Source organism: Micromonospora sp. NPDC048898, from assembly GCF_043198035.1.
Classification (GTDB): Bacteria; Actinomycetota; Actinomycetes; order Mycobacteriales; family Micromonosporaceae; genus Micromonospora.
In genome coordinates, this window is the sequence record NZ_JBICUF010000002.1 from 423,934 (window position 1) to 443,693 (window position 19,760).

General features: G+C 73.0%; 14 protein-coding genes. 9 read left to right on the top strand and 5 right to left on the bottom strand.

The window, feature by feature from the left end; genetic code table 11:
• Nucleotides 1-23: 23 nt before the first annotated feature.
• Entirely contained in the window at nucleotides 24-566 is a 543-nt protein-coding gene (locus ACGFIQ_RS08740; protein ID WP_393241385.1) for a DinB family protein, read from the bottom strand.
• Nucleotides 567-680: 114 nt separating this feature from the next.
• Here ACGFIQ_RS08740 and ACGFIQ_RS08745 point away from each other — a divergent pair, with 114 nt between their 5' ends.
• The 3 genes from ACGFIQ_RS08745 to ACGFIQ_RS08755 all read left to right on the top strand — a co-directional run bounded on the left by ACGFIQ_RS08745 (nucleotide 681) and on the right by ACGFIQ_RS08755 (nucleotide 3,151).
• A complete protein-coding gene (locus tag ACGFIQ_RS08745) occupies nucleotides 681-1,148 on the top strand; it encodes a MarR family transcriptional regulator (RefSeq protein WP_393241388.1) in 468 nt (155 codons plus the stop codon).
• A 198-nt stretch (nucleotides 1,149-1,346) separates the two neighbouring features.
• Nucleotides 1,347-2,327: an ATP-binding cassette domain-containing protein gene (locus tag ACGFIQ_RS08750; RefSeq protein WP_357521885.1), complete on the top strand. Its 981-nt coding sequence runs from the start codon at nucleotides 1,347-1,349 to the stop codon at nucleotides 2,325-2,327.
• On the top strand, nucleotides 2,324-3,151 hold the full coding sequence (locus ACGFIQ_RS08755; protein ID WP_393241391.1) for an ABC transporter permease: 828 nt from the start codon (nucleotides 2,324-2,326) through the stop codon (nucleotides 3,149-3,151). The genes ACGFIQ_RS08750 and ACGFIQ_RS08755 overlap by 4 nt, the downstream gene beginning before the upstream one ends.
• 1 nt (nucleotide 3,152) lies before the next feature.
• Here the strand turns inward: ACGFIQ_RS08755 and ACGFIQ_RS08760 are convergent, their stop codons facing one another.
• On the bottom strand, nucleotides 3,153-6,332 hold the full coding sequence (locus ACGFIQ_RS08760; protein ID WP_393241394.1) for a BTAD domain-containing putative transcriptional regulator: 3,180 nt from the start codon (nucleotides 6,330-6,332) through the stop codon (nucleotides 3,153-3,155).
• A gap of 113 nt (nucleotides 6,333-6,445) precedes the next feature.
• On the opposite strand from ACGFIQ_RS08760, the gene ACGFIQ_RS08765 reads away from it, so the two are divergent.
• The 6 genes from ACGFIQ_RS08765 to ACGFIQ_RS08790 all read left to right on the top strand — a co-directional run bounded on the left by ACGFIQ_RS08765 (nucleotide 6,446) and on the right by ACGFIQ_RS08790 (nucleotide 13,462).
• On the top strand, nucleotides 6,446-7,279 hold the full coding sequence (locus ACGFIQ_RS08765) for an ABC transporter ATP-binding protein (RefSeq protein WP_393241395.1): 834 nt from the start codon (nucleotides 6,446-6,448) through the stop codon (nucleotides 7,277-7,279).
• A gap of 32 nt (nucleotides 7,280-7,311) precedes the next feature.
• Nucleotides 7,312-8,295: an ABC transporter substrate-binding protein gene (locus tag ACGFIQ_RS08770; RefSeq protein ID WP_393241398.1), complete on the top strand. Its 984-nt coding sequence runs from the start codon at nucleotides 7,312-7,314 to the stop codon at nucleotides 8,293-8,295.
• A gap of 5 nt (nucleotides 8,296-8,300) precedes the next feature.
• Nucleotides 8,301-10,400: an iron ABC transporter permease gene (locus tag ACGFIQ_RS08775; RefSeq protein WP_393242168.1), complete on the top strand. Its 2,100-nt coding sequence runs from the start codon at nucleotides 8,301-8,303 to the stop codon at nucleotides 10,398-10,400.
• A 27-nt stretch (nucleotides 10,401-10,427) separates the two neighbouring features.
• The gene (locus tag ACGFIQ_RS08780) at nucleotides 10,428-11,333 is read left to right on the top strand and encodes a siderophore-interacting protein (RefSeq protein ID WP_393241401.1); all 906 of its coding nucleotides are present in this window, start codon (nucleotides 10,428-10,430) and stop codon (nucleotides 11,331-11,333) included.
• A 151-nt stretch (nucleotides 11,334-11,484) separates the two neighbouring features.
• Complete coding sequence (locus tag ACGFIQ_RS08785; protein WP_393241404.1) at nucleotides 11,485-12,945, top strand: SDR family NAD(P)-dependent oxidoreductase; 1,461 nt, start codon at nucleotides 11,485-11,487, stop codon at nucleotides 12,943-12,945.
• Nucleotides 12,946-12,982: 37 nt separating this feature from the next.
• On the top strand, nucleotides 12,983-13,462 hold the full coding sequence (locus tag ACGFIQ_RS08790; RefSeq protein ID WP_393241407.1) for a heme-degrading domain-containing protein: 480 nt from the start codon (nucleotides 12,983-12,985) through the stop codon (nucleotides 13,460-13,462).
• Nucleotides 13,463-13,482: 20 nt separating this feature from the next.
• On the opposite strand, the gene ACGFIQ_RS08795 is transcribed toward ACGFIQ_RS08790, so the two are convergent.
• From ACGFIQ_RS08795 to ACGFIQ_RS08805, 3 genes are all read right to left on the bottom strand, one after another.
• Nucleotides 13,483-14,748, bottom strand: a complete 1,266-nt coding sequence (locus ACGFIQ_RS08795) for a hypothetical protein (protein WP_393241409.1) — start codon at nucleotides 14,746-14,748, stop codon at nucleotides 13,483-13,485.
• Nucleotides 14,749-14,817: 69 nt separating this feature from the next.
• Entirely contained in the window at nucleotides 14,818-15,351 is a 534-nt protein-coding gene (locus ACGFIQ_RS08800) for a hypothetical protein (protein ID WP_393241412.1), read from the bottom strand.
• Nucleotides 15,348-19,664 (bottom strand): FtsK/SpoIIIE domain-containing protein, encoded by a 4,317-nt coding sequence (locus tag ACGFIQ_RS08805; RefSeq protein ID WP_393241415.1) that lies wholly within the window; start codon nucleotides 19,662-19,664, stop codon nucleotides 15,348-15,350. The genes ACGFIQ_RS08800 and ACGFIQ_RS08805 overlap by 4 nt, the downstream gene beginning before the upstream one ends.
• Nucleotides 19,665-19,760: the final 96 nt, after the last annotated feature.

Sequence of the window (19,760 nt, forward strand, 5' to 3'; positions counted from 1 at the left end):
GTAGAGAATCGCCCAACAGAGCGTCACGCTCCGTCCTGCCAGCGGTAGAGGTCGCGCAGCAGGGAAATCTCGGCGCCGTGATGGATCAGCTCCCTGTTGACGTGCAGGACGATGCCCTCCATGGGAAACCGCTCGGGACCCACAGTGGGCGGGTTCTCCAGGTCGACGTCCGAGAGTGCGCGGACCCCCGCGTCCCATCTCCCGTACATCTCGTCGAGCTGTTTCAGCGCCTCGTCGGCGGTCCCCGCGTAGGCGAGTGAGTCGGCCTCCTGGCCGCCGAAGTGCCATTCGACCCGATAGGCCAGGCAGGAGACGATGATGTGCGCCAGCCGCCAGGCAATCGTGGTCACCGGCGCGGGCACCGGGTCAGGGGACGCGGAGTCCATCGTCCATTCCCCCGAACCTGCCGACATCGGCGCGGGCGACGTGCCACGTGGACGGATGCTCCAGCAGCCGCGCACCGGCTCCCAGAAGTACTCCTCATCGGCAAGACCGTCCAGCCGCGGCCGAAGGTTCTTCTGCCAGTGCCGGTCCAGCTGGTCCGCGATCCGCTCACTTCTTGTCACTCCCGCAACCTACGCCGTAGCGCTCGTGCACGGGAACAGCCGGGTCTCCTCGTTGACCTCACCACGACTTGAGGTTCTAGGGTCGCGCTCAGTCGAAGACCCCAGGAGGCACCCGTGGCAACCCAGCGCCTGTCCGACGTCGAACTCGCGACCCAGCCCGCCGCGTACTGGACCGGCGTGGCCTATGAGGCACTCATCGCCTTCACACGGGCCCGGTACGCCGAGTTCGGCTACACCCAGCCCCAGTTCTGGTTGCTCCGCAACCTGTCGGGCAACGACATCTCACCCGACGGTCACGGCATGACCATCGCCGAGCTTGAATCGGCCATGAGCAGCTATCTGAGGTCCGAGGACGATCTGGAGGCCGAGGCCGGCGTTCTGCTGGACCGGGGTTGGCTCACGCGCGACGACCAGCAGCGACTCTGGATCACCGAGGCGGGTGAGGCGGCTCGCCTCACCATCAAGCAGCACGCTCCGGCGATCCGCGCGCGCATCCACCACGGGATCGACGACGCCGACTACGTGACGACCCTGAAGGTGCTCCGGCAGATGATCCAGAACACGGACGGTCCGGCGGCCTGACCCTGGTCCGCGCGCACGCGGCTTGATCGACTTGGTTTTCTTGAAGTCGCGGTGTCGCGGGCGGGTGGATACCGCGTCTTTCGCGAAGTCGAGTCGATCACCGCGCCGGGGCCGGACCCGCCGGGCCGGCACCGCCGGTGTCAGCCGGTGTCGGTGCCGTGTCGGGGCGGTGTCAGCCGACCCGTGCAGGCTGTCCGCATGACAGCTGACCTGGTGATCGAGGCCGAGGGCCTCGTGAAGACGTTCGGGAAGACGAGGGCGCTACAGGGCGTGGACCTCGCGGTTCCCCGCGGGACGGTGCTCGGGGTGCTCGGCCCCAACGGCGCCGGCAAGACCACCGCCGTACGCATCCTCTCCACCCTGCTGGCCCCGGACGGCGGAACCGCCCGGATCGGCGGTTTCGACGTGGTACGGGACGCCGAGCGCGTTCGGCAGAGCATCGGCCTCACCGGCCAGTACGCCTCGGTCGACGAGGACCTGACCGGGCGGCAGAACCTGGAACTGTTCGGCACCCTGCTGGAGCTGGGCCGCACCGGTGCCCGGCGGCGGGCCGCCGAACTGCTCGACTGGTTCGACCTGACCGACGCCGCGAACCGGCCGGCCAAGACCTACTCCGGCGGCATGCGCAGGCGGCTGGACCTGGCCGCCAGCCTCGTCGGCTCCCCCGACGTGATCTTCCTGGACGAGCCGACCACCGGACTCGACCCGGCCAAGCGCGAGGACATGTGGAACGTGGTCCGCTCGCTTGTCGGCAACGGCTCGACGGTGCTGCTCACCACCCAGTACCTGGAGGAGGCCGACGCGCTCGCCGACGCGATCACGGTCATCGACCACGGCCGGGTCATCGCGCACGACACGCCGGACGGGCTCAAGCGGGTGGTCGGCGGGCAGACCCTCGAGGTCCGGCCCTCCGACGCGGCGCAGCTGCCCCGTACCGCGGAGATCCTGACCCAGGTCGGCTCCGGCGCGCAGGCCGACGAGATCCGCAAGGGCGTGCTCGCGGTGCCGGTCACCGACGACGCGGCCCTGACCGAGAGCGTCGCGCGGTTCGCCGCCGCCGGCATCGCGGTCACCGAACTCTCCCTGCACCTGCCGAGCCTCGACGAGGTGTTCTTCACCCTCACCGGGCGTACGGCATCCGACGACGACACCACCCGCCCCACGGAGGTCGCGGCATGAGCACTCTGATCGACACGGCACCCACGAAGAGCCGCGCACTGTCGACAACGGCCCCGAACCCGCGGCCGTTCCGGCTGGTCCGGCACTCGTTGGCGCTCGCCAAGCGCAGCCTGATCAAGACCTGGCGTACGCCCGAGGCACTCATCGACGTCACGTTGCAGCCGGTGCTGTTCCTCATCATCTTCGTGTACGTCTTCGGCGGCGCGGTCGCCGGATCGACCCACGACTACCTGCAGTTCCTGCTGCCCGGCATCCTGGCGCAGACGATCGCCACCGGCGCCATCGCGATCGGCGTCAACCTCAACACCGACATCGCCAAGGGCATCTTCGACAGGTTCCGGTCGTTGCCGATCCCGCGCTCCGCACCGCTCGTCGGCGCGGTTCTCGGCGACGTCGTCCGGTACGTCATCGTCACGGTGTCGACCCTCGCGATCGGCTACGTGCTGGGTTTCCGGATCGAGACCGACCTGTTCCGGGCGATCGCCGGGTGCCTGCTCGCGGTGCTGTTCGCGCTCTGCCTGAGCTGGCTGCCGGTGCTGGTGTCGATGAAGGTGCGCACCGCGGGTGCCGTGCAGGGCGTGATGTTCGCGCTGATCATGCCGTTGAGCTTCGCGTCGAACGTGTTCGTCGGCGCCGACACCCTGCCGGGCTGGATGCAGGCGTTCGTAAACGTCAACCCGATGACCCACCTGGTGGCATCGGTACGCGGACTGTTCCTCGGCACCCCACTGGGCGACCACGTCTGGTGGACGCTCGCCTGGTGCGCCGGCTTCGTGGCGGTGTTCATGCCGCTGGCGTTGCGCGCGTACCGCAAGAAGATCTGACCTACGCGAGCAGGTCGTCCATCAACTCGCGGATCCGGGCGACCGCCGCGGCGGCCGGCCGCTCGCGCCACGCGGCCAGCAACGGCTCACGCTGCTCCTCGGTCCCGAGGATGGCGTTGAGCCGTTCGCCGTTTTCGAAGGGGAAGAACATCTCGATCTGGGTGCCGATCCGCTTCCCGAGTATGGCCAGCTCGCGGGCGGTGTCGACATCACCCCGGTACGCCGCGAGTTCCGCGCCGCCCGACGCCCACGCCCCGATCACCGGCAGGTCCCGCGACGTCAGCGCGTCGTCGCGGGCGAGCGACAGCATCGCGGCCGCCTGGACGGTGACGTCGTTGCCCGACACCCGTCCGGCCTGGGCCACCCGCAGGTAGATGATCGCCGCCGTGGCCCGGAGCATCACGCGCGGCTGCGGCTGCGGCCCCACCCAGCCGGCGAGAACACGCGTCACCTCGTCGGCGTAGGCGAGCGTCTCGTCGTACCGCTCACGCTGCCAGGCGAGGTGCGCCAGGCCGAGCAGCGCCTGCGCGGCGTCGATCTGCTCGGACTGGCCCAGCGCGGCCGTCTCGCCCAGTCGCCGTTCCGCCTCCGCGTCACCGGTGAGGGCGAGTTGCACGTCCAGCCGGACCCGGATCGACCGCGCGTCCTGTGTGGCGCCGACCAACTCCATGTGCTGAACGCTGCGCCGCAGCCACTCGGCCGACCGGGCATCCCCGCTCGGGACCAGGAACTGCCCGACGGCGCCCGCCGCCATCGCCATGCCCCAGTGGTCACCGGCGGCCTCGAAGCGGTGGTACGCCTGCTCGGCGTCACCTATCGACTCCTGCGGCAGGCCGCCGTTCTCCCGTACCGCGGCCCGCGCGAACAGCCCGAGACCCTGCACGTACGGGTCCGGGTGCGCGATCATCTCGGCCGCGGTCTTCATGCTCTGCTCCAGGTCGGACGCGTCGAAGCCGGGCAACGCCGACGCGAGGGCGGTCAGCCGGGACGACACCTCGGCGGGCCGTTCGGCCAGGACCGTTCGCATCGCCCGCCGGGCGAGCACAGCGGACCGCAGATCGGCGCTGATGCCGGCGTTCACGCTGATCACCACGCAGGTCCAGGTGAGTCGGTCGGCGTTGGGCAGTGGTCGGCCGCTGGCCGCCCCCCGCAGGATCGCCGATCGCGGTCGTCGGCTCGGGTCGTCGACGTGCAGCAGCCCGCGCGCCCAGGCGAGGACCTCAAGGTGCAGGCCCCGCACCGACCAGAGGTGGAACAGCGCGGTGGTGACGTCGATCGCGGCGGGCTCGTCGTCCTGTCCCAGGGCCCACCGCAGGCCCGCGACCAGGTTTTCCTGCTCGGCAGCGCAGCGGTGCAGCGCGTCGACCTGGCCGGGGCCGACGAAGCGGCCAACGAGTGCGACGGCCTCCTTCCGCGCCCACCCGACCAGGCCGGTCATGGCCAACTCCCGGGCACCCGCCGCGTCGAGCCGGGCTTCGCCGTACTCGCGGACCGTCTCGAGCATCCGGTAACGCGGCGGACCGTCCCCCTCGACCAGGGTCAACAGCGACTGTTCGACGAGGCTCGCCAGGCCGCGACGCACGTCGGGGGTCTGCGCGACCGCGGCGGCGAGGTCGGCGGTGAACGGTGCGGGGATGACCGCGACCCGTTGCAGCAACTCACGGTCGTCCACGGCGAGCAGTTCCCTGCTCCAGTCGACCAACGCCCACAGGCTCGCGTGCCGCTCCGGCAGGCCGCGTAGGGCGTCGTCGAGCAGCGCGAACCGGTCGGTCAGCCCGGCGAGCACGTCGTCGATCGGCATGTGCCGCAGCCGCGCGGCGGCCAACTCGAGTGCCAGCGGCAGGTTGTCGAGGCGGTGACACAGCGCCAGCACCCGCTCCGCGTCCCAGGTCGGCACCGCACCGCCGGCCCTCGCCCGGGACTCGACGAGCGCGAGCGCGTCAGTGTCCGGCAAGGCGGTCAGCCGGTGCACCAGTTCGCCGGCCAGACCCAACGGGGCCCGGCTCGTGGCGAGCACCGCGACCTCCGGGGACGTCACCGCGACCAGGTCCGCGACGACGGCCGCGACCGCGTCGAGGACGTGCTCGCAGTTGTCCAGCACCACCAGCCCGTCGAGGTCCGGCGCCACGGCGCGCAGCCGCTCCTCGGGGCTGAGCACCCGCCGCTCCAGGCCCAGGTTGGCGCCGGTCGCCGTGGTGTCCGCACCGCCCAGCGCGGCGAGCACCGTGGGCAGCACCTCCTCGGGCGAGCGCAGGCCGGCGAGCTCGATCACGCGCACCGACCGCCCGGCCGCGGCGGCGCGTCTCGCCACCTCGGCGGCGAGCCGGGTCTTGCCCGCGCCACCGGTCGCCACGATCGTCACCACGGGTGTCTCGGCGAGCGCGTCGGCGACGGCGTCGACGTCCCGTTCCCGGCCGACGAGGGCGGTCATCGGCCGACGCCAGGCATCGGGCAACGCGATCCGCAGCGGTTGCCGGGGCGCCGCGGCGACGGGTGGGGCGGTGAGTTCACCACGCAACAGCGCCAGGTGGACCTGTGCGATCACGGGCGACGGGTCGGTGCCGTACCGGTCGGCCAGCTCGGCCCGGAGTCTCTCGACCACCTCCAGCGCCTCCGCCTCGCGGCCCTGGGCGGCGAGCACCCGGACGAGCAGGGCGGCCGACGGCTCGTCCGGGGGCGTACGCGCGACGAGCCGGCTCAGGTCGACCTCGTCGAACGCACCCACGCCGGCGAGTGCCGCCTGCGCGCGCAGCGCCGTGACATCCGCGAACAGTCGGGTGTCCTCGCTGGTGACCAGCTCCGGAACCTCGGGGAACAGGGCACGTGCCTGATCGGCCAGGCCGCGGGCGGCACGGACGTCTCCACAGTGGAACACGGTCCGCGCCTGGTCGACGAGCGCCCGCGCCTCGACCGCGTCGACGGTGACCTCCTCGGCGGGCAGCCGGTAGCCGCCCGGCACCGCGATCACGGGCAGCCCGAGACGACGCACCCGGGACACCAGGGCCTGGACGGCGCCGGTCGCGTCGTCGGGCGGCGTGCCGTCCCACACGGCGTCCACGAGCAGGCTCGTGGAGACCGCCCGCCCCCGCGCATCGACAAAGGCGCGGATCACCGTCGCGAGCCGTTCACCCCGAACGGGACGGCCGTCGACGGCGAGTGGGCCGAGGGTCGTGATCTGCACGGAACCAGCATCCCCCACGCGCGCACGGACCCGACGCCCACCGGTCCGCCAGGCTGGCCACGGCCTTGCGACCGACTTGACAGGCCATCATTCGGTTAGGTTAGCCTAACCTCATGCAGAGCGAGTTGGCGTCGGTCAACGGGGAGCGCAGCCTGTCCGGCGTCGACCTCCATTTGGGCTATCACGGTGTGCCGGTGGTGCACGGTGCCGCGATCAACCTCCGCGCGGGTGCCGTGACCGCACTGGTGGGGCCCAACGGCAGCGGCAAGTCCACCCTGCTGCGGGCACTGGCCCGGCTGCACCCGATCGAGGCCGGAACCGTGCACCTCGCCGACGGCGTCACGGCCGCCAGCCTCGCGGCCCGGGAGTTCGCCCGGCGGGTCACGCTGCTCGCCCAGAGCAGGCCGGTGCCCAACGGGGTCACCGTCCGGGACGTCGTGGGCTACGGCCGCCACCCCTACCGGGGGCGCTGGCGCGCGGAGGACCCGCACGGCCCCGCCGCGATCACCCGCGCCATGGACGTCACAGGCGTCGCGCCGATGGCAGACCGCCCCGTCGACGAACTGTCCGGCGGCGAGTTGCAGCGGGTGTGGTTGGCCACCTGCCTGGCCCAGGACACCCCGGTGCTGCTCCTCGACGAGCCCACCACGTTTCTCGACCTGCGTTACCAGGTGGAGATCCTCGACCTGGTCCGTGACCTCGCGAACGATCACGGCGTCGCCGTCGGCGTCGTGCTGCACGACCTCAACCAGGCAGCCGCCGTCGCGGACGAGGTGGTCCTGTTGCACCAGGGCCGGGTCCGCGCCACCGGCACCCCGGCTGCGGTCTTCACCGAGGACGCCCTCACCGAGACCTACGGGATCCGCATCGAGGTGACCACCGACCCGCTCAGCGGACTGGTCACCACCCGCCCCGTCGGGCGGCACCAGATCCGCGCCCTGGTCTGAACACCCCTGTCCACAGCAGCAGAAAGACCGTCATGACCCGTACCCGTTTCACCGCCCTTCTCGCCGTCGTGGCCGCGCTGACGCTCGGCGCCTGCGGCACCACCGAGACCGCCGCGTCCCCCGAGACCTCCCCCTCGGCGGCCGGCGGCCCGGTCACCCTCACCGACAGCCGGGGCAAGCAGGTCACCCTCAAGGCCCCGGCGACAAAGGTCGTCGGGCTGGAGTGGGGCGAGGTCGAGATGCTCGTCAGCCTGGGCGTCATGCCCGTCGGTGTCGCCGACCCCAAGGGCTACGGCACCTGGGTCACCGCCGCGAAGCTCGACCCGGGCGTCAAGGACGTCGGCACCCGCGGCGAGCCCAGCGTCGACTCGATCGTCGCCCTCCAGCCCGACCTCATCGTGATGGAGGACGACCGGGGCGCCAACCTGATCAGTCAGCTGGAGAAGTACGCCCCCGTCGTGGTCGCCAAGGGCAGTGACGCCACCGACAACCTCGGCCGGATGCGCACCGACCTCACCATGATCGCGAAGGCGGTCGGCAAGACGACCGAGGCACAGAAGCTGCTCACCGACTTCGACGCGGCCATCGCCGACGGCAAGAAGAAGATCGCCGACGCGGGTGCCGCCGGCCGGCCGTTCGCCATCGCCGACGGCTGGAAGGAGGGCAGCACCGTCAGCATCCGGATGTTCGGCAAGGGCGCGCTGGTCTCCCAGATCGGCATCCAACTCGGCCTCACCAACGCCTGGACCGGTAAGACCGACGAGGTGTGGGGCCTGGGCCAGACCGACGTCGAGGGCATGACGGTGCTCAAGGATCCGAACCTGCGCCTCTTCTACAGCGCCTCCGACGGCGACGACGTGTTCGCCAACGGTCTCGCCGGAAACGCCATCTGGAAGTCGCTGCCCTTCGTGCGGCAGGGCAACCTGCACAAGATGCCCAACGGCATCTGGACCTTCGGCGGGCCGTTGTCCGGCAAGCAGTACATCGACGAACTCGTCAAGACGTACGCGGTGTGAGCGTGCTGAGCGCACCCCCACGCCCGGAGCCGGCCACCCGGCCGGCTCCGGGCGGACGCCCGGCCGCGCCCCGCGTCGCCGCCGTCTTCGTCGCCGCGACCCTGCTGCTGCTCGTGGTCGGCGCGGTCCACCTCACCCAGGGCACCTCGACCGTCGGCGCCCTGGACCTGCTGCGGCTCGCCACCGGCACCGACGACGAGGCGGCCCGCGTCCTGCTCGCCGCCCGGCTGCCCCGGATGCTCGCGGGGCTGGCCATCGGCGTCGCGCTCGGGTTCGCCGGCGCCGCGTTGCAGTCGATCGCCCGCAACCCACTCGCCTCCCCCGACACCCTCGCCGTCAACGCCGGCGCGCACCTGGCGATCGTCTCGGTGGCCGCGTTCGGCGTCTCACTGCCCGCGCTGCCCGCCGGCGGTCTCGCCTTCTGCGGCGGGCTGGCCGCCGCCGGTCTGGTGCTGGCGATGTCCTCCGGTGGGCAGGCCGGCACCACCCGACTCATCCTCGCCGGCTCGGCGACCGCGCTGGCGCTCGGGTCGGTGACCACCCTGCTGCTGCTCCTGTTCGAGCAGGCCACCATCGGGCTGTTCGCCTGGGGCAACGGCTCACTGGTGCAGAGCGACCTGACCGCGCTGACCCAACTCGCCCCGGTGATCGTCGGCGCCATCGTCATGCTGGTCCTGCTCGGGCACCGCCTCGACATCCTCGCCCTCGGCGACGACACCGCCACCGTGCTCGGCCTCGACGTGCGGCGTACCCGGCTCACCGTCATGGTGCTGGCCGTGCTGCTGTCCGCCGCGGCCGTCACCCTCACCGGCCCGGTCGGCTTCGTCGGCCTGTGCGCCCCGGTGATCGTCCGACTGCTCGCCCCAGTGGTGCCGGGGGTGCACCGGCACCGCATCCTGCTGCCGTTGTCCGGCATCGCCGGGGTCATCATCGTGCTCGGCTCCGACGTGCTGTTGCGCGCCGTGCTGGGCGGGCAGGCCGGGGTGGACATCCCCACCGGCGTGGTCACCACCCTGTTCGGCGCGGCGATCCTCATCTGGCTGGCACGCCGGCACCGCGACGCCGGCCCCACCCGCCGTCCGCCCGGCGGCCACGCGGCCGTCCGCACCGCCGTCTTCCACCGGGGCGTCGTCGCGGTCACCGCCGTCCTGACCGTCTGCGCCGTGGCGGTCGGCATGCTCGCCGGTGACACCTGGGTGCTGCTCGGCGACGTCGTCAACTGGGTCAACGGCAGCACCGGGCCCGCGTACACCTTTGTGCTGGACCAGCGGTGGCCGCGCGTCGCCGCGGCGGTCCTGGCCGGCGCGGCGCTCGCGGTAGCCGGCACCACCGTGCAGGCGGTCTGCCGCAACCCGCTGGCCGAACCCGGCATCCTCGGCATCACCGCCGGTGCCGGGCTCGGTGCCGTCGCCCTGCTCACCTTCGTGCCGCTGGCCGGGGTGTGGGCCGTCTCCGGCGTCGCCGGGCTCGGCGCGATGCTGGCGTTCGCCCTGGTCTACGGCCTGGCCTGGCGCGGCGGGCTCAGCTCCGACCGGCTGGTGCTGATCGGCTTCGGCGCCTGGCAGGGCGGCATGGCGGTCATCACCTACCTGGTCGTCGCCTTCGACCCGTGGAACACCGGCAAGGCGCTGACCTGGCTGTCCGGCTCCACCTACGGTCGGATGCCCTCCCAGGTGCTGCCGGTGCTGATCGCCCTGTTGGTGCTCACCCCGGCCGTGGTCGCCGCCCGTCGCGAACTCGACCTGCTCACCCTGGACGACGACACCCCCCGGGTGTTGGGCGTCCGGCTGGAACGCACCCGGTTGATCGCGCTCGGCGCGGCGGCGCTGCTCACCTCCACCGCCGTCTCGGCCGTCGGGGTCATCGGCTTCGTCGGCCTGGTCGCCCCGCACGCCGCGCGGGCGCTCGTCGGCGGGCGACACTCCCGGGTACTCCCGGTGGCCGCCCTGCTCGGCGCGGCGCTGGTCAGCATCGCCGACACCCTCGGCCGGACGGTCATCGCGCCGGCCCAGATCCCCGCCGGCCTGGTCACCGCCATGATCGGCGCACCGTACTTCGTCTGGCTGCTGTGGCGCTCCCGCGCCGTGGCGAGCACCACCCGGTAGACGCCGGCCCGAGTCGAGAGAGGCACCATGACCGAGACCCTGCCCATCGCGCCGTACCGCGTGTTCGCCGTCACCGTCCGCGCGGTACGCCGACTCAGCCCGTCCTTCACCCGGGTGACCTTCACCGGGCCGGACCTCGACCGCTTCGCCGACAACGGTGACGACCAGCGGATCAAGCTGGCGCTGCCGCTGCCCGGTGAGCGCGGGGTGGACCTTCCCCAGGGCGCGGACTGGTACGCGACCTGGCGGTCCCTGCCCGAGCACCGACGTCCCCCGATCCGCACCTACACCGTGCGGGCCGTCCGACCGCACCTGGCCGAGGTCGACGTCGACCTGGTGCTGCACGGCGACGGCGGGCCGGCGACGCGCTGGGCGCGGCGGGTGAGCGCGGGCGACCAGATCGCCATCGTCGGGCCGGACTCCGCCTACGACGGTGACCACGGCGGGGCCGAGTTCCGCCCGTCGGCCGGGAGCAGACTGCTGCTGGCCGGGGACGAGACGGCCGTGCCGGCGATCGCCAGCATCTGCGAGCGCCTGCCTCAGGAAGCCCGGGGCGTCGTCCTGCTGGAGGTGCCCGACGCCGACGACGTGCTGCCGTTGGCCGCGCCCCCCGGCGTCGAGGTGCGCTGGCTGCCCCGGGGCGACGACGCCCACGGCAGCCGACTGGTGCCCGCCGTCACCGTGGCGGCGGGGGAACTGCTGGCCCCGGGCGCGACGGCGGCCACCGAGCCGGTCGCGGACGTGGACGTCGACACCGAGATCCTGTGGGAGGTCCCCGACGAGGTGACCGTGACACCGCTGTACGCGTGGCTCGCCGGGGAGGCCGGCGTCATCCGGAACCTGCGCCGACACCTGGTCGCCGAGCGGGGCCTGGACCGGCGCGCGGTGGCCTTCATGGGCTACTGGCGTCTCGGCCGGGCCGACGAGGCCTGAGACCGACGCCGCCTCGGAGGCCGCCGGGCGCCTCCGGGGCCGACAGGTGTACGCGGGGTGCGTCGCGGGCCACGTGGTGCGTACAGTTTCGGGTCGGACTTGGGGCGGGCCGGCTGGATCCGGCACGGGAAACGGGACGAGACACAGACACATGACGGTGGACAACATTACCGAAAACGGTCAGGACGGTATTGACCGCGACCGGCTGGAGGCCTGCCTCGGTGTCTTCGAGGCGTTGGAGGCCCTGCCCTCCGACCACCCGGACGTGGTGCGGGTGCAGCGGGCCACCGCCCGGCTCTACAAGGTGATCAAGCAGAGGCGACGTGAGGAACGGCGGGACGCCATCCTCGCCGCCGACCGCGCGGTGACGGAGGCCACCGCCACCGGCGCCCCGGGGCGGATCGACGACGAGACCCAGGGCATCCCGCTCGCGTCCTCCGCCGCCGGCGAGACGGCGGGCTTCCTGCACAACCCCCGCGGCTGCTACGTGTGCAAGCAGCGCTACCGCGAGGTGGACGCCTTCTACCACCAGCTCTGCCCGTCCTGCGCCGCGCTCAACCGGGAGCGCCGCGACGCCCGTACCGACCTGACCGGCCGGCGCGCACTGCTCACCGGTGGTCGGGCGAAGATCGGCATGTACATCGCGCTGCGGCTGCTGCGCGACGGCGCACACACGACGGTGACCACGCGGTTCCCGCATGACGCGGTGCGCCGGTTCGCCGCCATGCCCGACAGCGGGGACTGGCTGCACCGTCTGCGCATCGTCGGCATCGACCTGCGCGACCCCGCCCAGGTGATCGCCCTCGCCGACGACGTCAGCAGCCAGGGCCCCCTGGACATCCTGATCAACAACGCGGCGCAGACCGTCCGCCGCTCCCCCGGGGCGTACGCGCAGCTCATCGCCGCCGAGGCCGCGGCCCTGCCGGACGGTCCGCTGCCCGAGCTGATCACGTTCGCCAAGTCGGACGGCGAGACCGGCCCGGTGGGCAGCCTGACCGCCGGGCCGCAGTCCACCGCGCTCACCCCGCACGCGCTCACCGCGCTGGCACTCACCAGCGGCTCCGCCTCGCCGGAACGGATCGCCGCGTCCACGGCCATCGACGCCGGTGGTCTCGTGCCCGACCTCGACTCGGTCAACAGCTGGGTCCAGCGGGTGCAGGAGGTCGACCCGGTCGAGCTGCTCGAAGTGCAACTGTGCAACGTCACCGCGCCGTTCGTGCTGGTCAGTCGACTGCGGCCGGCGATGGCCGCCGCGTCGGCCCGCCGCAAGTACGTGGTGAACGTGTCGGCGATGGAGGGCCAGTTCGGCCGCGGCTACAAGGGGCCGGGGCACCCGCACACCAACATGGCCAAGGCCGCACTGAACATGCTGACCCGCACCAGCGCACAGGAGATGCTGACCGACGGCATCCTGATGACGAGCGTCGACACCGGCTGGATCACCGACGAACGCCCCCACCCGACGAAGATGCGACTGGCCGACGAGGGTTTCCACGCCCCGCTGGACCTGGTCGACGGCGCGGCCCGGGTGTACGACCCGATCGTCCGTGGCGAGCTGGGCGAGGACCTGTACGGCTGTTTCCTGAAGGACTACGCGCCCTGCGCCTGGTGAGCACCCGGCACGACGAGTTTCGACGAGGAGAAGACTGATGGCATCTGATCACGAAGCGTGGCCGACCCTGGACGAGCTGCTGCGCGAGGAGGCCGAGCTGGAGCTCGCGGGCCTGTCCGAGACGGACGCGTACGAGCTGGGGCAGCTCGCCGTCGCCGCCGCGAGGGAGCAGCGGCTGCCGGTCTCGGTAGGCGTGTGGCGGGCCGGGCGTCAGCTGTTCCACTGTGGCCTGCCCGGGTCGACGGCGGACAACGACGGGTGGCTGCGTCGCAAGGGGCGGGTGGTGACGCGGTTCGAGCACTCGTCGCTCTACATGGCCCGGTTGTGCCAGGACAAGCAGGTGACGCTGGCCGAGAAGTTCGGTCTGCCGGCCTCCCGCTACGCGGCCGCCGGCGGTGCGGTGCCGTTGCGCGTACGCGGCACCGGCGTGGTGGGCTGGGTCGGTGTCTCCGGGCTTCCGCAGCTGGACGACCACCGGTTCGTCGTCGACATCCTGCGCAAGCTCGCCCGTGCGTAGCGTCGGCCGCTCCCCGGCGGCTATTGGTTGAGGACCAGCAGGCGTGGTGTCACGGTGACGGACCCGGCCACGGCGCTGTCCACGCGAACCGCCGCGTTCGTGGTGGCCACCAGGGTCGAGGCGCTGCGGGCGGTGCCCTTCGCGGCGATCAGCGTCGGCGACGCCGCGTCCCTGGTGCCGGGCTGGCGCACGGTGACCTCCCCGGTGGCCTCGCCGATCGCGGTCAGGGTCAGCAGGGCCGCCCCGATCCGTTCGGCAGGCACGTCGACGAGCTTCCCCGTCGCGCCGATGGCGACGTCCACACCGGATTTCGCGGGGACGGACGTCGGGCCGGGGGTGTGCGGTGGCACCGGGACCGTCAGGCCCGCCACCTCCACCGGCGCCCCCGTACCTGTCACATAGCCGACGAGGTCGGCGCGAAGCTCGGTGCCGGCCTCGTACCGGAGGAAGACCTTCCCCGCGGAGACGGGAACGAACAGGAGGCCGACCCGGGTGCGGTCCGCGCCGGCCGTCGCCGACCAGTAGACGGTCTGCGTGAGTGCGGTCGCCGAGGTGCCGGCCGACACGAAGCCGCCGTGCGTACCGACGTCCGCGGAGACCTGCAGCACGATTGCCGAGACCGGCCCGGCGGTGGCGAGTTGCGGTACGTCGGCGAGCGCGAAGCTGGTCCGCTTCCCCTCCTCCTTCGGCACCAGCCGCACCACCGGGGTCGGCGTCACCGGCACGACCCGGCCGGCGTCGGAGCGCTCCACCGGCTCGAACGCCCCGACGAGGCGTACCAGCAGGTCACCGCCACTGGTGAGGCCGACCTGTAGGGTGCCGTCGGCGGAGCGGCGCGCCACCGCTGTCGCGGACTGCTGCGCCTTCGCCTTCGCGACGTTCAGCACTGTCACCTTGTCCTCCCCCGAGCCGAGGGTGACCTTTCCGGGCCCGGTCGCGGCCAGGATCGACACCTCCACCAGGACGTCGCGGGTGCCGGTGGGCAACTGTGGCATGGGCAGGCTCACCTCGGCGCCACCAGCGGCACCCTCGGCGAGCGCGTCCGACGTGCGGGAGTCGAGCAGCGGCGTCGGCTTCAGCGCGACGAGCCGGGTCGTTCCGGGCAGACGGCGGTCGGCGCCGCCCGTGGAGGTCGTCGAGTTGGCGTCGAGCGCGGAGGCGGTCGGCACCGCCGCCGCGCTGTCCTCGGCGTGGGCATTCGTGGCGAGACGGATGCCCAGCAGCACCCCTGCCGACGCGACGACCCAGGCCAACACCATGATCAGCCAACGGGTGCCCGACGACATCGGCCGTCGCTCACCCTTGGCCACGGTGACCGTGACGCCTCTCGTTCGCCGTACGCGACCAGGCATGGCTCATCCCCCCTGCTTGATTGTCCGGCTGACCCGTTGCACGGCCCATCCGGTCGACAGCGCCACGTCGTCCCATTCTTCGGCAGAACCGGCCCCGCCGTCACTACCTGCCACCGTGACGTCGCAGTCCGGCGCGACCACGGGCCGGATCACGTCCAGCGCCGCCGCCACCGCCCACCTGTGTGCCTCGTCCGCCAGCGTCGGGGTGAGCTGGTCGTCGATGAGCAGCTCGCGGGGTGCGGACCACTGGCGACCGGCCGGCAGCCGTCCCGCGTCCAGGGCCGTCGCGAGGTCCAACCGGGCCCGGGCCAGCGTCGCCCCGCCGGGTCCGGGAAACCGTCCCGTCACGACTGCGACAGGGCACCACCGGGGCAGGCCGAGCAGTCGGCGTACGCGGGCCAGCCTCCGCCAGTCGTCCGGCTCGCCGGGCACCTCGGCGATCGCGGCGAGCCGCAACGGGGCGTCGCGCACCACCGCGACCACCACACCCGTGGCGGTCGGGCAAACCCCGACGCCGTACGCGGGAAGATTCTTCATCGTGCGCCTCCGACGAACACGCCGACCGGCAGCGTCAGGGGGGCCGCCGCGGGCCCCGGCTCCGCCAGAAGGGCCACCTGCACCTGTTCCAGTCCACCTGCCTCGACCAGGTAGCCGCGTCCGGGAAGTCGGCGCAACGGCACCTCACGCGGCAGCCGGATCCGCAGCATCTCGCCGTCGTCCGGCGCGGGCCGGAGCAACAGCCCGGTCCGGGACATGGTGACCGCCCGCTGCCACAGTTGCATGCCACGGAACGCGTCCGGCCGGCCCGCCACGATCACGTGCGCCCCCGCGGACAGGGTCGGCAGCAGCCGGTCCAGGCCCCCTCCGGCGTCGCCCATCGACTCGATCCCGTCGACCAACAGCAGCCCCCGACCCACCGGTGGCCAGCCGGTCAGCTCGGCCACCGAGCCGACCACCTCGTCGGCCGCGCCTCCCGTCCAGGCGGCCGGGTCGGCCGCGACCACCACGATGCTCGCCGCGGGCATGCTCGACCGTGCCGCGGCCGCGATCGTCCGCAGGGCCGTGGTGCGACCGCTGCCCGCCGGACCCGCCACCACCGCGTGCATGCCCGGGCCGAGTGCCAGGGTGGCCACGCTGAGGTCGCGGTAGATCCGCCCCACACCGAGCCGCCAGACCTGGCCGACGACTGTTGACGACGGCAGCACCTCGTCGGCCGGCACCAGCGCCGGCAGCACCGCCACCGCGGGTGCGGGCAGCGCGTCCGGATGCGCGGCGGCGACCCGGGCCACCGCCGCGGTCAAGCCGTCCACCGTGCTCTCCCCGTACCGGCCGATCTGGACCTCGTGCCGGGTCGACAGGTCGATCGCCCGCAACCCGCGCAGGTCGGGCACGTCCCGGACCCGAAGTCCAAGCCCGGTGTACGAGTTGGCGTCCGCCATCCGCAGGCACAGCTTCGTGCCGAGCTGGGCCAGCGCCCGTCCGGGCAGGCCACGCTCGTGAGCGGCCGAGACGAGGAGCCGGATGCCCAGCGGGGGTCCGTCGCGCAGCACCCGCTCCAGCCGCGCGCCCACGTCGGCGAGCCCGGCCCGCTCGGCGCCCTCGACGAGCGCGTCCCAACCGGCGACCACGAGCAGGATCTCCGCTCCCACCGCCCCACTCGCGCGTCGGTGCACGATCTCCGCGTCGACCTGGTCCAACACCCGCGCGAGCCGCTCGTTGTCGTCCACGCCGACCACCGCGCCCACGTGCGGCAGCCCGGCCAGCGCGCCGAGGTCACCCCCGACGCCGGCGAGCACCAGGATCCGCTGTTGCCGCGGGCTGCGGAACCGGGCGAGCCCGAGGCAGGCACTGGCGAGCACCGCGCTCGTCGCCGCCACGTCCGCGCCCAACACCAGGGTGCCGCTCTCGGCTGGCGACCACCACCAGACATCCGCCCGTTGCTCGTCGGGCAGGTCCACCAACCCGAGCGGCACCGCCGGCAGCGCGTCGGCGGGTCCGCCGGCTCCGCTGAGGGTCCACGCCTGGACGTCCGCCGGCAGCGGTGGGGGGCACGGCACCCTCGGCTGGTCGTAGCCACCCAGCACGGCGGCCTCCCGGACCGACCCCGACAACGTCTCAAGATCGGTGGGTACGCTGCCCGACGCTCCCGGCGTCGTCTCGGCCTCCGGCCCACCGACAAGCGCGAACGGCACGGCCTCGATGCGTTCCCTGCGTGCCTGCGTGACGGCCGCGGACACCAACGCCGTCTGCACGCCGATGACCTCCGCCGCGCCGAGCCGGACGTAGGCACGCCCCGGGCGACGTCTGTCGATGTCGGCAGCCTGCCGCGTGCCGATCACGTCCCGGGAGTCGGCGTCGTCCTGCACCCGCAGCGCCACCCGCAGGTTGGTGTTCGCCCGAATCTTGGAATCGACCACGCCCTGCGGTCGCTGGGTGGCCAACAGCAGGTGGATACCCAGGCTGCGGCCGCGCTGCGCGACATCGACGAGGGCGGACAGGAAGCCGGGCAGTTCCACGGCGAGCGTCGCGAACTCGTCGATGACGATGAGCAGCCGCGGCAGCGGCGGGTCCGCCGCCAGCAGGTCGCCCAGGTCGCTGACGCCGGCCTCGCGCAGTCGCCGTTCCCGGTGGCGCAGCTCGGCCCGCAGGCAGCGCAGCGCCCGGGCGGCCAGGTGCTCGTCGAGGTCGGTGACCAGACCGACCGTGTGCGGCAACGCGGCGCACGCGTCGAACGCCCCGCCGCCCTTGAAGTCGACAAGCAGGAACGTGAGCGCGTCCGGAGAGTAGACACACGCCAGCGACGCGACGAGCGTGCGGAGCAGCTCACTCTTGCCGGCGCCGGTCGTGCCCACCACCAGGCCGTGCGGGCCGTCACCGAGCAGGTCCAGGGTCACCGGGCCGCTCTCCGCCACGGCGATTGTCGCCCGCAGGCCGTCGGTGCCGCGCCGCCACCACGCGCCGATCGTCGCGCCGTCCAGCGCCTCGACCGGCCGACCCAGACCCTGCGGGCCCGCCGCCACCGCCCGCAGCAGATCCACCAGCCGTACCCGGGCGGGAAGCAACGCGGCCGCCGCGGCCTGTTCCGGGTCGGTCCACCGGGCCAACGCGCGGGCCGTGCGCTCACACACGTCCTGAGCAGCCTGGACGGCGAGCAGGCCGATCGTGCGCTCGCCGGTCACCGCGTCGGTCAGGTCGGCGGTCCCGTCGTCGCCGATATCGAGGAACGTCTGGCACACCGAGGGCAGTCGGTCGGCGCGCGGGGCGACCACGAGTGCCCGACCGGTCGTCCGCGCGAGCCTTCCCAGCAGCGCCGCGACCCGACCGTTGAGCAGCGCCGCGCCATCCACGATCACCACGACGTGCGGTCCGCCGGCAGTTCCTCGGGGATCGACGGCGGCCGCGAACGGGGCGAGCACCTGATCCGCCGTGGCCGGGTCGGTGGCGACCCGCAGCCCACCGTCGTCGGTGGCCAGGTGCGGCAGCCACTTCAGCCAGTCCCAGGCGCCCAACCGACCGGGCTCGGCGAGCAGGACCAGCGTCAGGTCGGCCGGACCGTGCCGGGTGACCAGGTCCAGCACGGCCGCCGCCACGGTCCGGCAGGCGGCGGTGACCGGGCCCACCGCACCGAAGCCGGATCGGTCGCGCAGGCTGACGAAGACCGGCACGTCCACCAGCCGCGCCCGATCGAGGAGGGCGGCACGCAGCTCGGCCCGCGCGGCCAACTCCTCGGTGCCGCGCCGACCCAGGTCCGGCTGCCACGGCCGCGATCCGACACCGACGCCGACCCGCAACTCGTCGGGGTCGCCGGGGCGTACCTCCCACAGGCAGCGGCCGTTCGCGGCCCGGCGGCTCAGCGCGGCCAGACCGGGGTACGCGGTGCGGGCCGCCGCGGCGACGACGGCCCGCGCGGAGTCCAGGTCGACAGCGAACTGCTCAGCGGCTGCCGCGTTCTCCGCGACGATCCGGCGGGCGTCCTTCTTGGCCCGGTGCTTGGACTCGACCCAGCGGGCCAGCGCCATCATCGGAGTCATCGCGACCATGACGAGGAAGAACGGGCTGAACACGAAGGCCATCACGATGCCGATGGGCAGCGGCGCGATCAACAGGAGCCAGGACAGCGGCGCCGGTACGGACGCCGGGGCAGGGGCCATCGGCAACGGCACGTACGCGGGCGGTTCGCCGGTGGCGACTCGGGGAGTACGGACGAGTGGCTCCCGCCCACCACCGCCACCCGGCGGCCCGGCCCATCGTGACGACATCTCCGGCACCGCCGGCGTCAGCCTGATCGCGGCGTCGTGGAGGCGGAGGAACTCGCCGGCTCGGCTCTCCCCGTCGGCGAGGTCACGTCCGTCCACCCGGATCCCGGTGGCGTGCTCGGTGGCGCTGACGAGGGCACGGCCGTCCGGCCCGACCTCGATCTCCGCCGCCGCCCGGGCCACCGGTCCGCGGGTCAACCCGGTCACCCGGGAGCGCCCGAGCACGAACGTGCCCTGACCCAACGGCACCGCCTGGCCCGCGTCCGGTCCGGCAACCCGGCTCAGCTCCAGCACCTGTGACTCGTCGGCGTACGCCGGCCACGTCCTGCCCGCCGGTGACACGGTCAGCACCGAACCGACCCACAGCGGCGCGTCGGCCAACCTCGTCCGCACCTCGACAGGTGTGCCGTCGACGTCCACTGTCACCGCCCCGGCGGCGGCCTGCGCGGTCACCGATCCGACGATCATGTCGAGGAGTTCCCCCACGGTGGCGTCCGCGGCGGTCGCGCCGAGCGCCACGTCGACCGCACCCCGACGCCTGCCGGTGGTGGCGCTGCTGAGCCGCTGGTCGCGGACGCTCACGGTGAGTGTCATGCCCGGGGTTCGTTGCACGACCCGCCGCCGGTTCCCCGCCCGACGCGCCTTTCGTGTACCCCCCGCAACGCGGTGGACCACGTATCGTGAGCGCGT

What these genes read in the sequence shown, in the direction of transcription:
- ACGFIQ_RS08785 (WP_393241404.1), top strand. Translation starts at nt 11,485, where the DNA reads ATGACGGTGGACAACATTACCGAAAACGGTCAGGACGGTATTGACCGC.
- ACGFIQ_RS08805 (WP_393241415.1), bottom strand. Translation starts at nt 19,664, where the DNA reads ATGACACTCACCGTGAGCGTCCGCGACCAGCGGCTCAGCAGCGCCACC.
- ACGFIQ_RS08765 (WP_393241395.1), top strand. Translation starts at nt 6,446, where the DNA reads ATGCAGAGCGAGTTGGCGTCGGTCAACGGGGAGCGCAGCCTGTCCGGC.
- ACGFIQ_RS08780 (WP_393241401.1), top strand. Translation starts at nt 10,428, where the DNA reads ATGACCGAGACCCTGCCCATCGCGCCGTACCGCGTGTTCGCCGTCACC.
- ACGFIQ_RS08770 (WP_393241398.1), top strand. Translation starts at nt 7,312, where the DNA reads ATGACCCGTACCCGTTTCACCGCCCTTCTCGCCGTCGTGGCCGCGCTG.
- ACGFIQ_RS08795 (WP_393241409.1), bottom strand. Translation starts at nt 14,748, where the DNA reads ATGTCGTCGGGCACCCGTTGGCTGATCATGGTGTTGGCCTGGGTCGTC.
- ACGFIQ_RS08800 (WP_393241412.1), bottom strand. Translation starts at nt 15,351, where the DNA reads ATGAAGAATCTTCCCGCGTACGGCGTCGGGGTTTGCCCGACCGCCACG.
- ACGFIQ_RS08750 (WP_357521885.1), top strand. Translation starts at nt 1,347, where the DNA reads ATGACAGCTGACCTGGTGATCGAGGCCGAGGGCCTCGTGAAGACGTTC.
- ACGFIQ_RS08790 (WP_393241407.1), top strand. Translation starts at nt 12,983, where the DNA reads ATGGCATCTGATCACGAAGCGTGGCCGACCCTGGACGAGCTGCTGCGC.
- ACGFIQ_RS08755 (WP_393241391.1), top strand. Translation starts at nt 2,324, where the DNA reads ATGAGCACTCTGATCGACACGGCACCCACGAAGAGCCGCGCACTGTCG.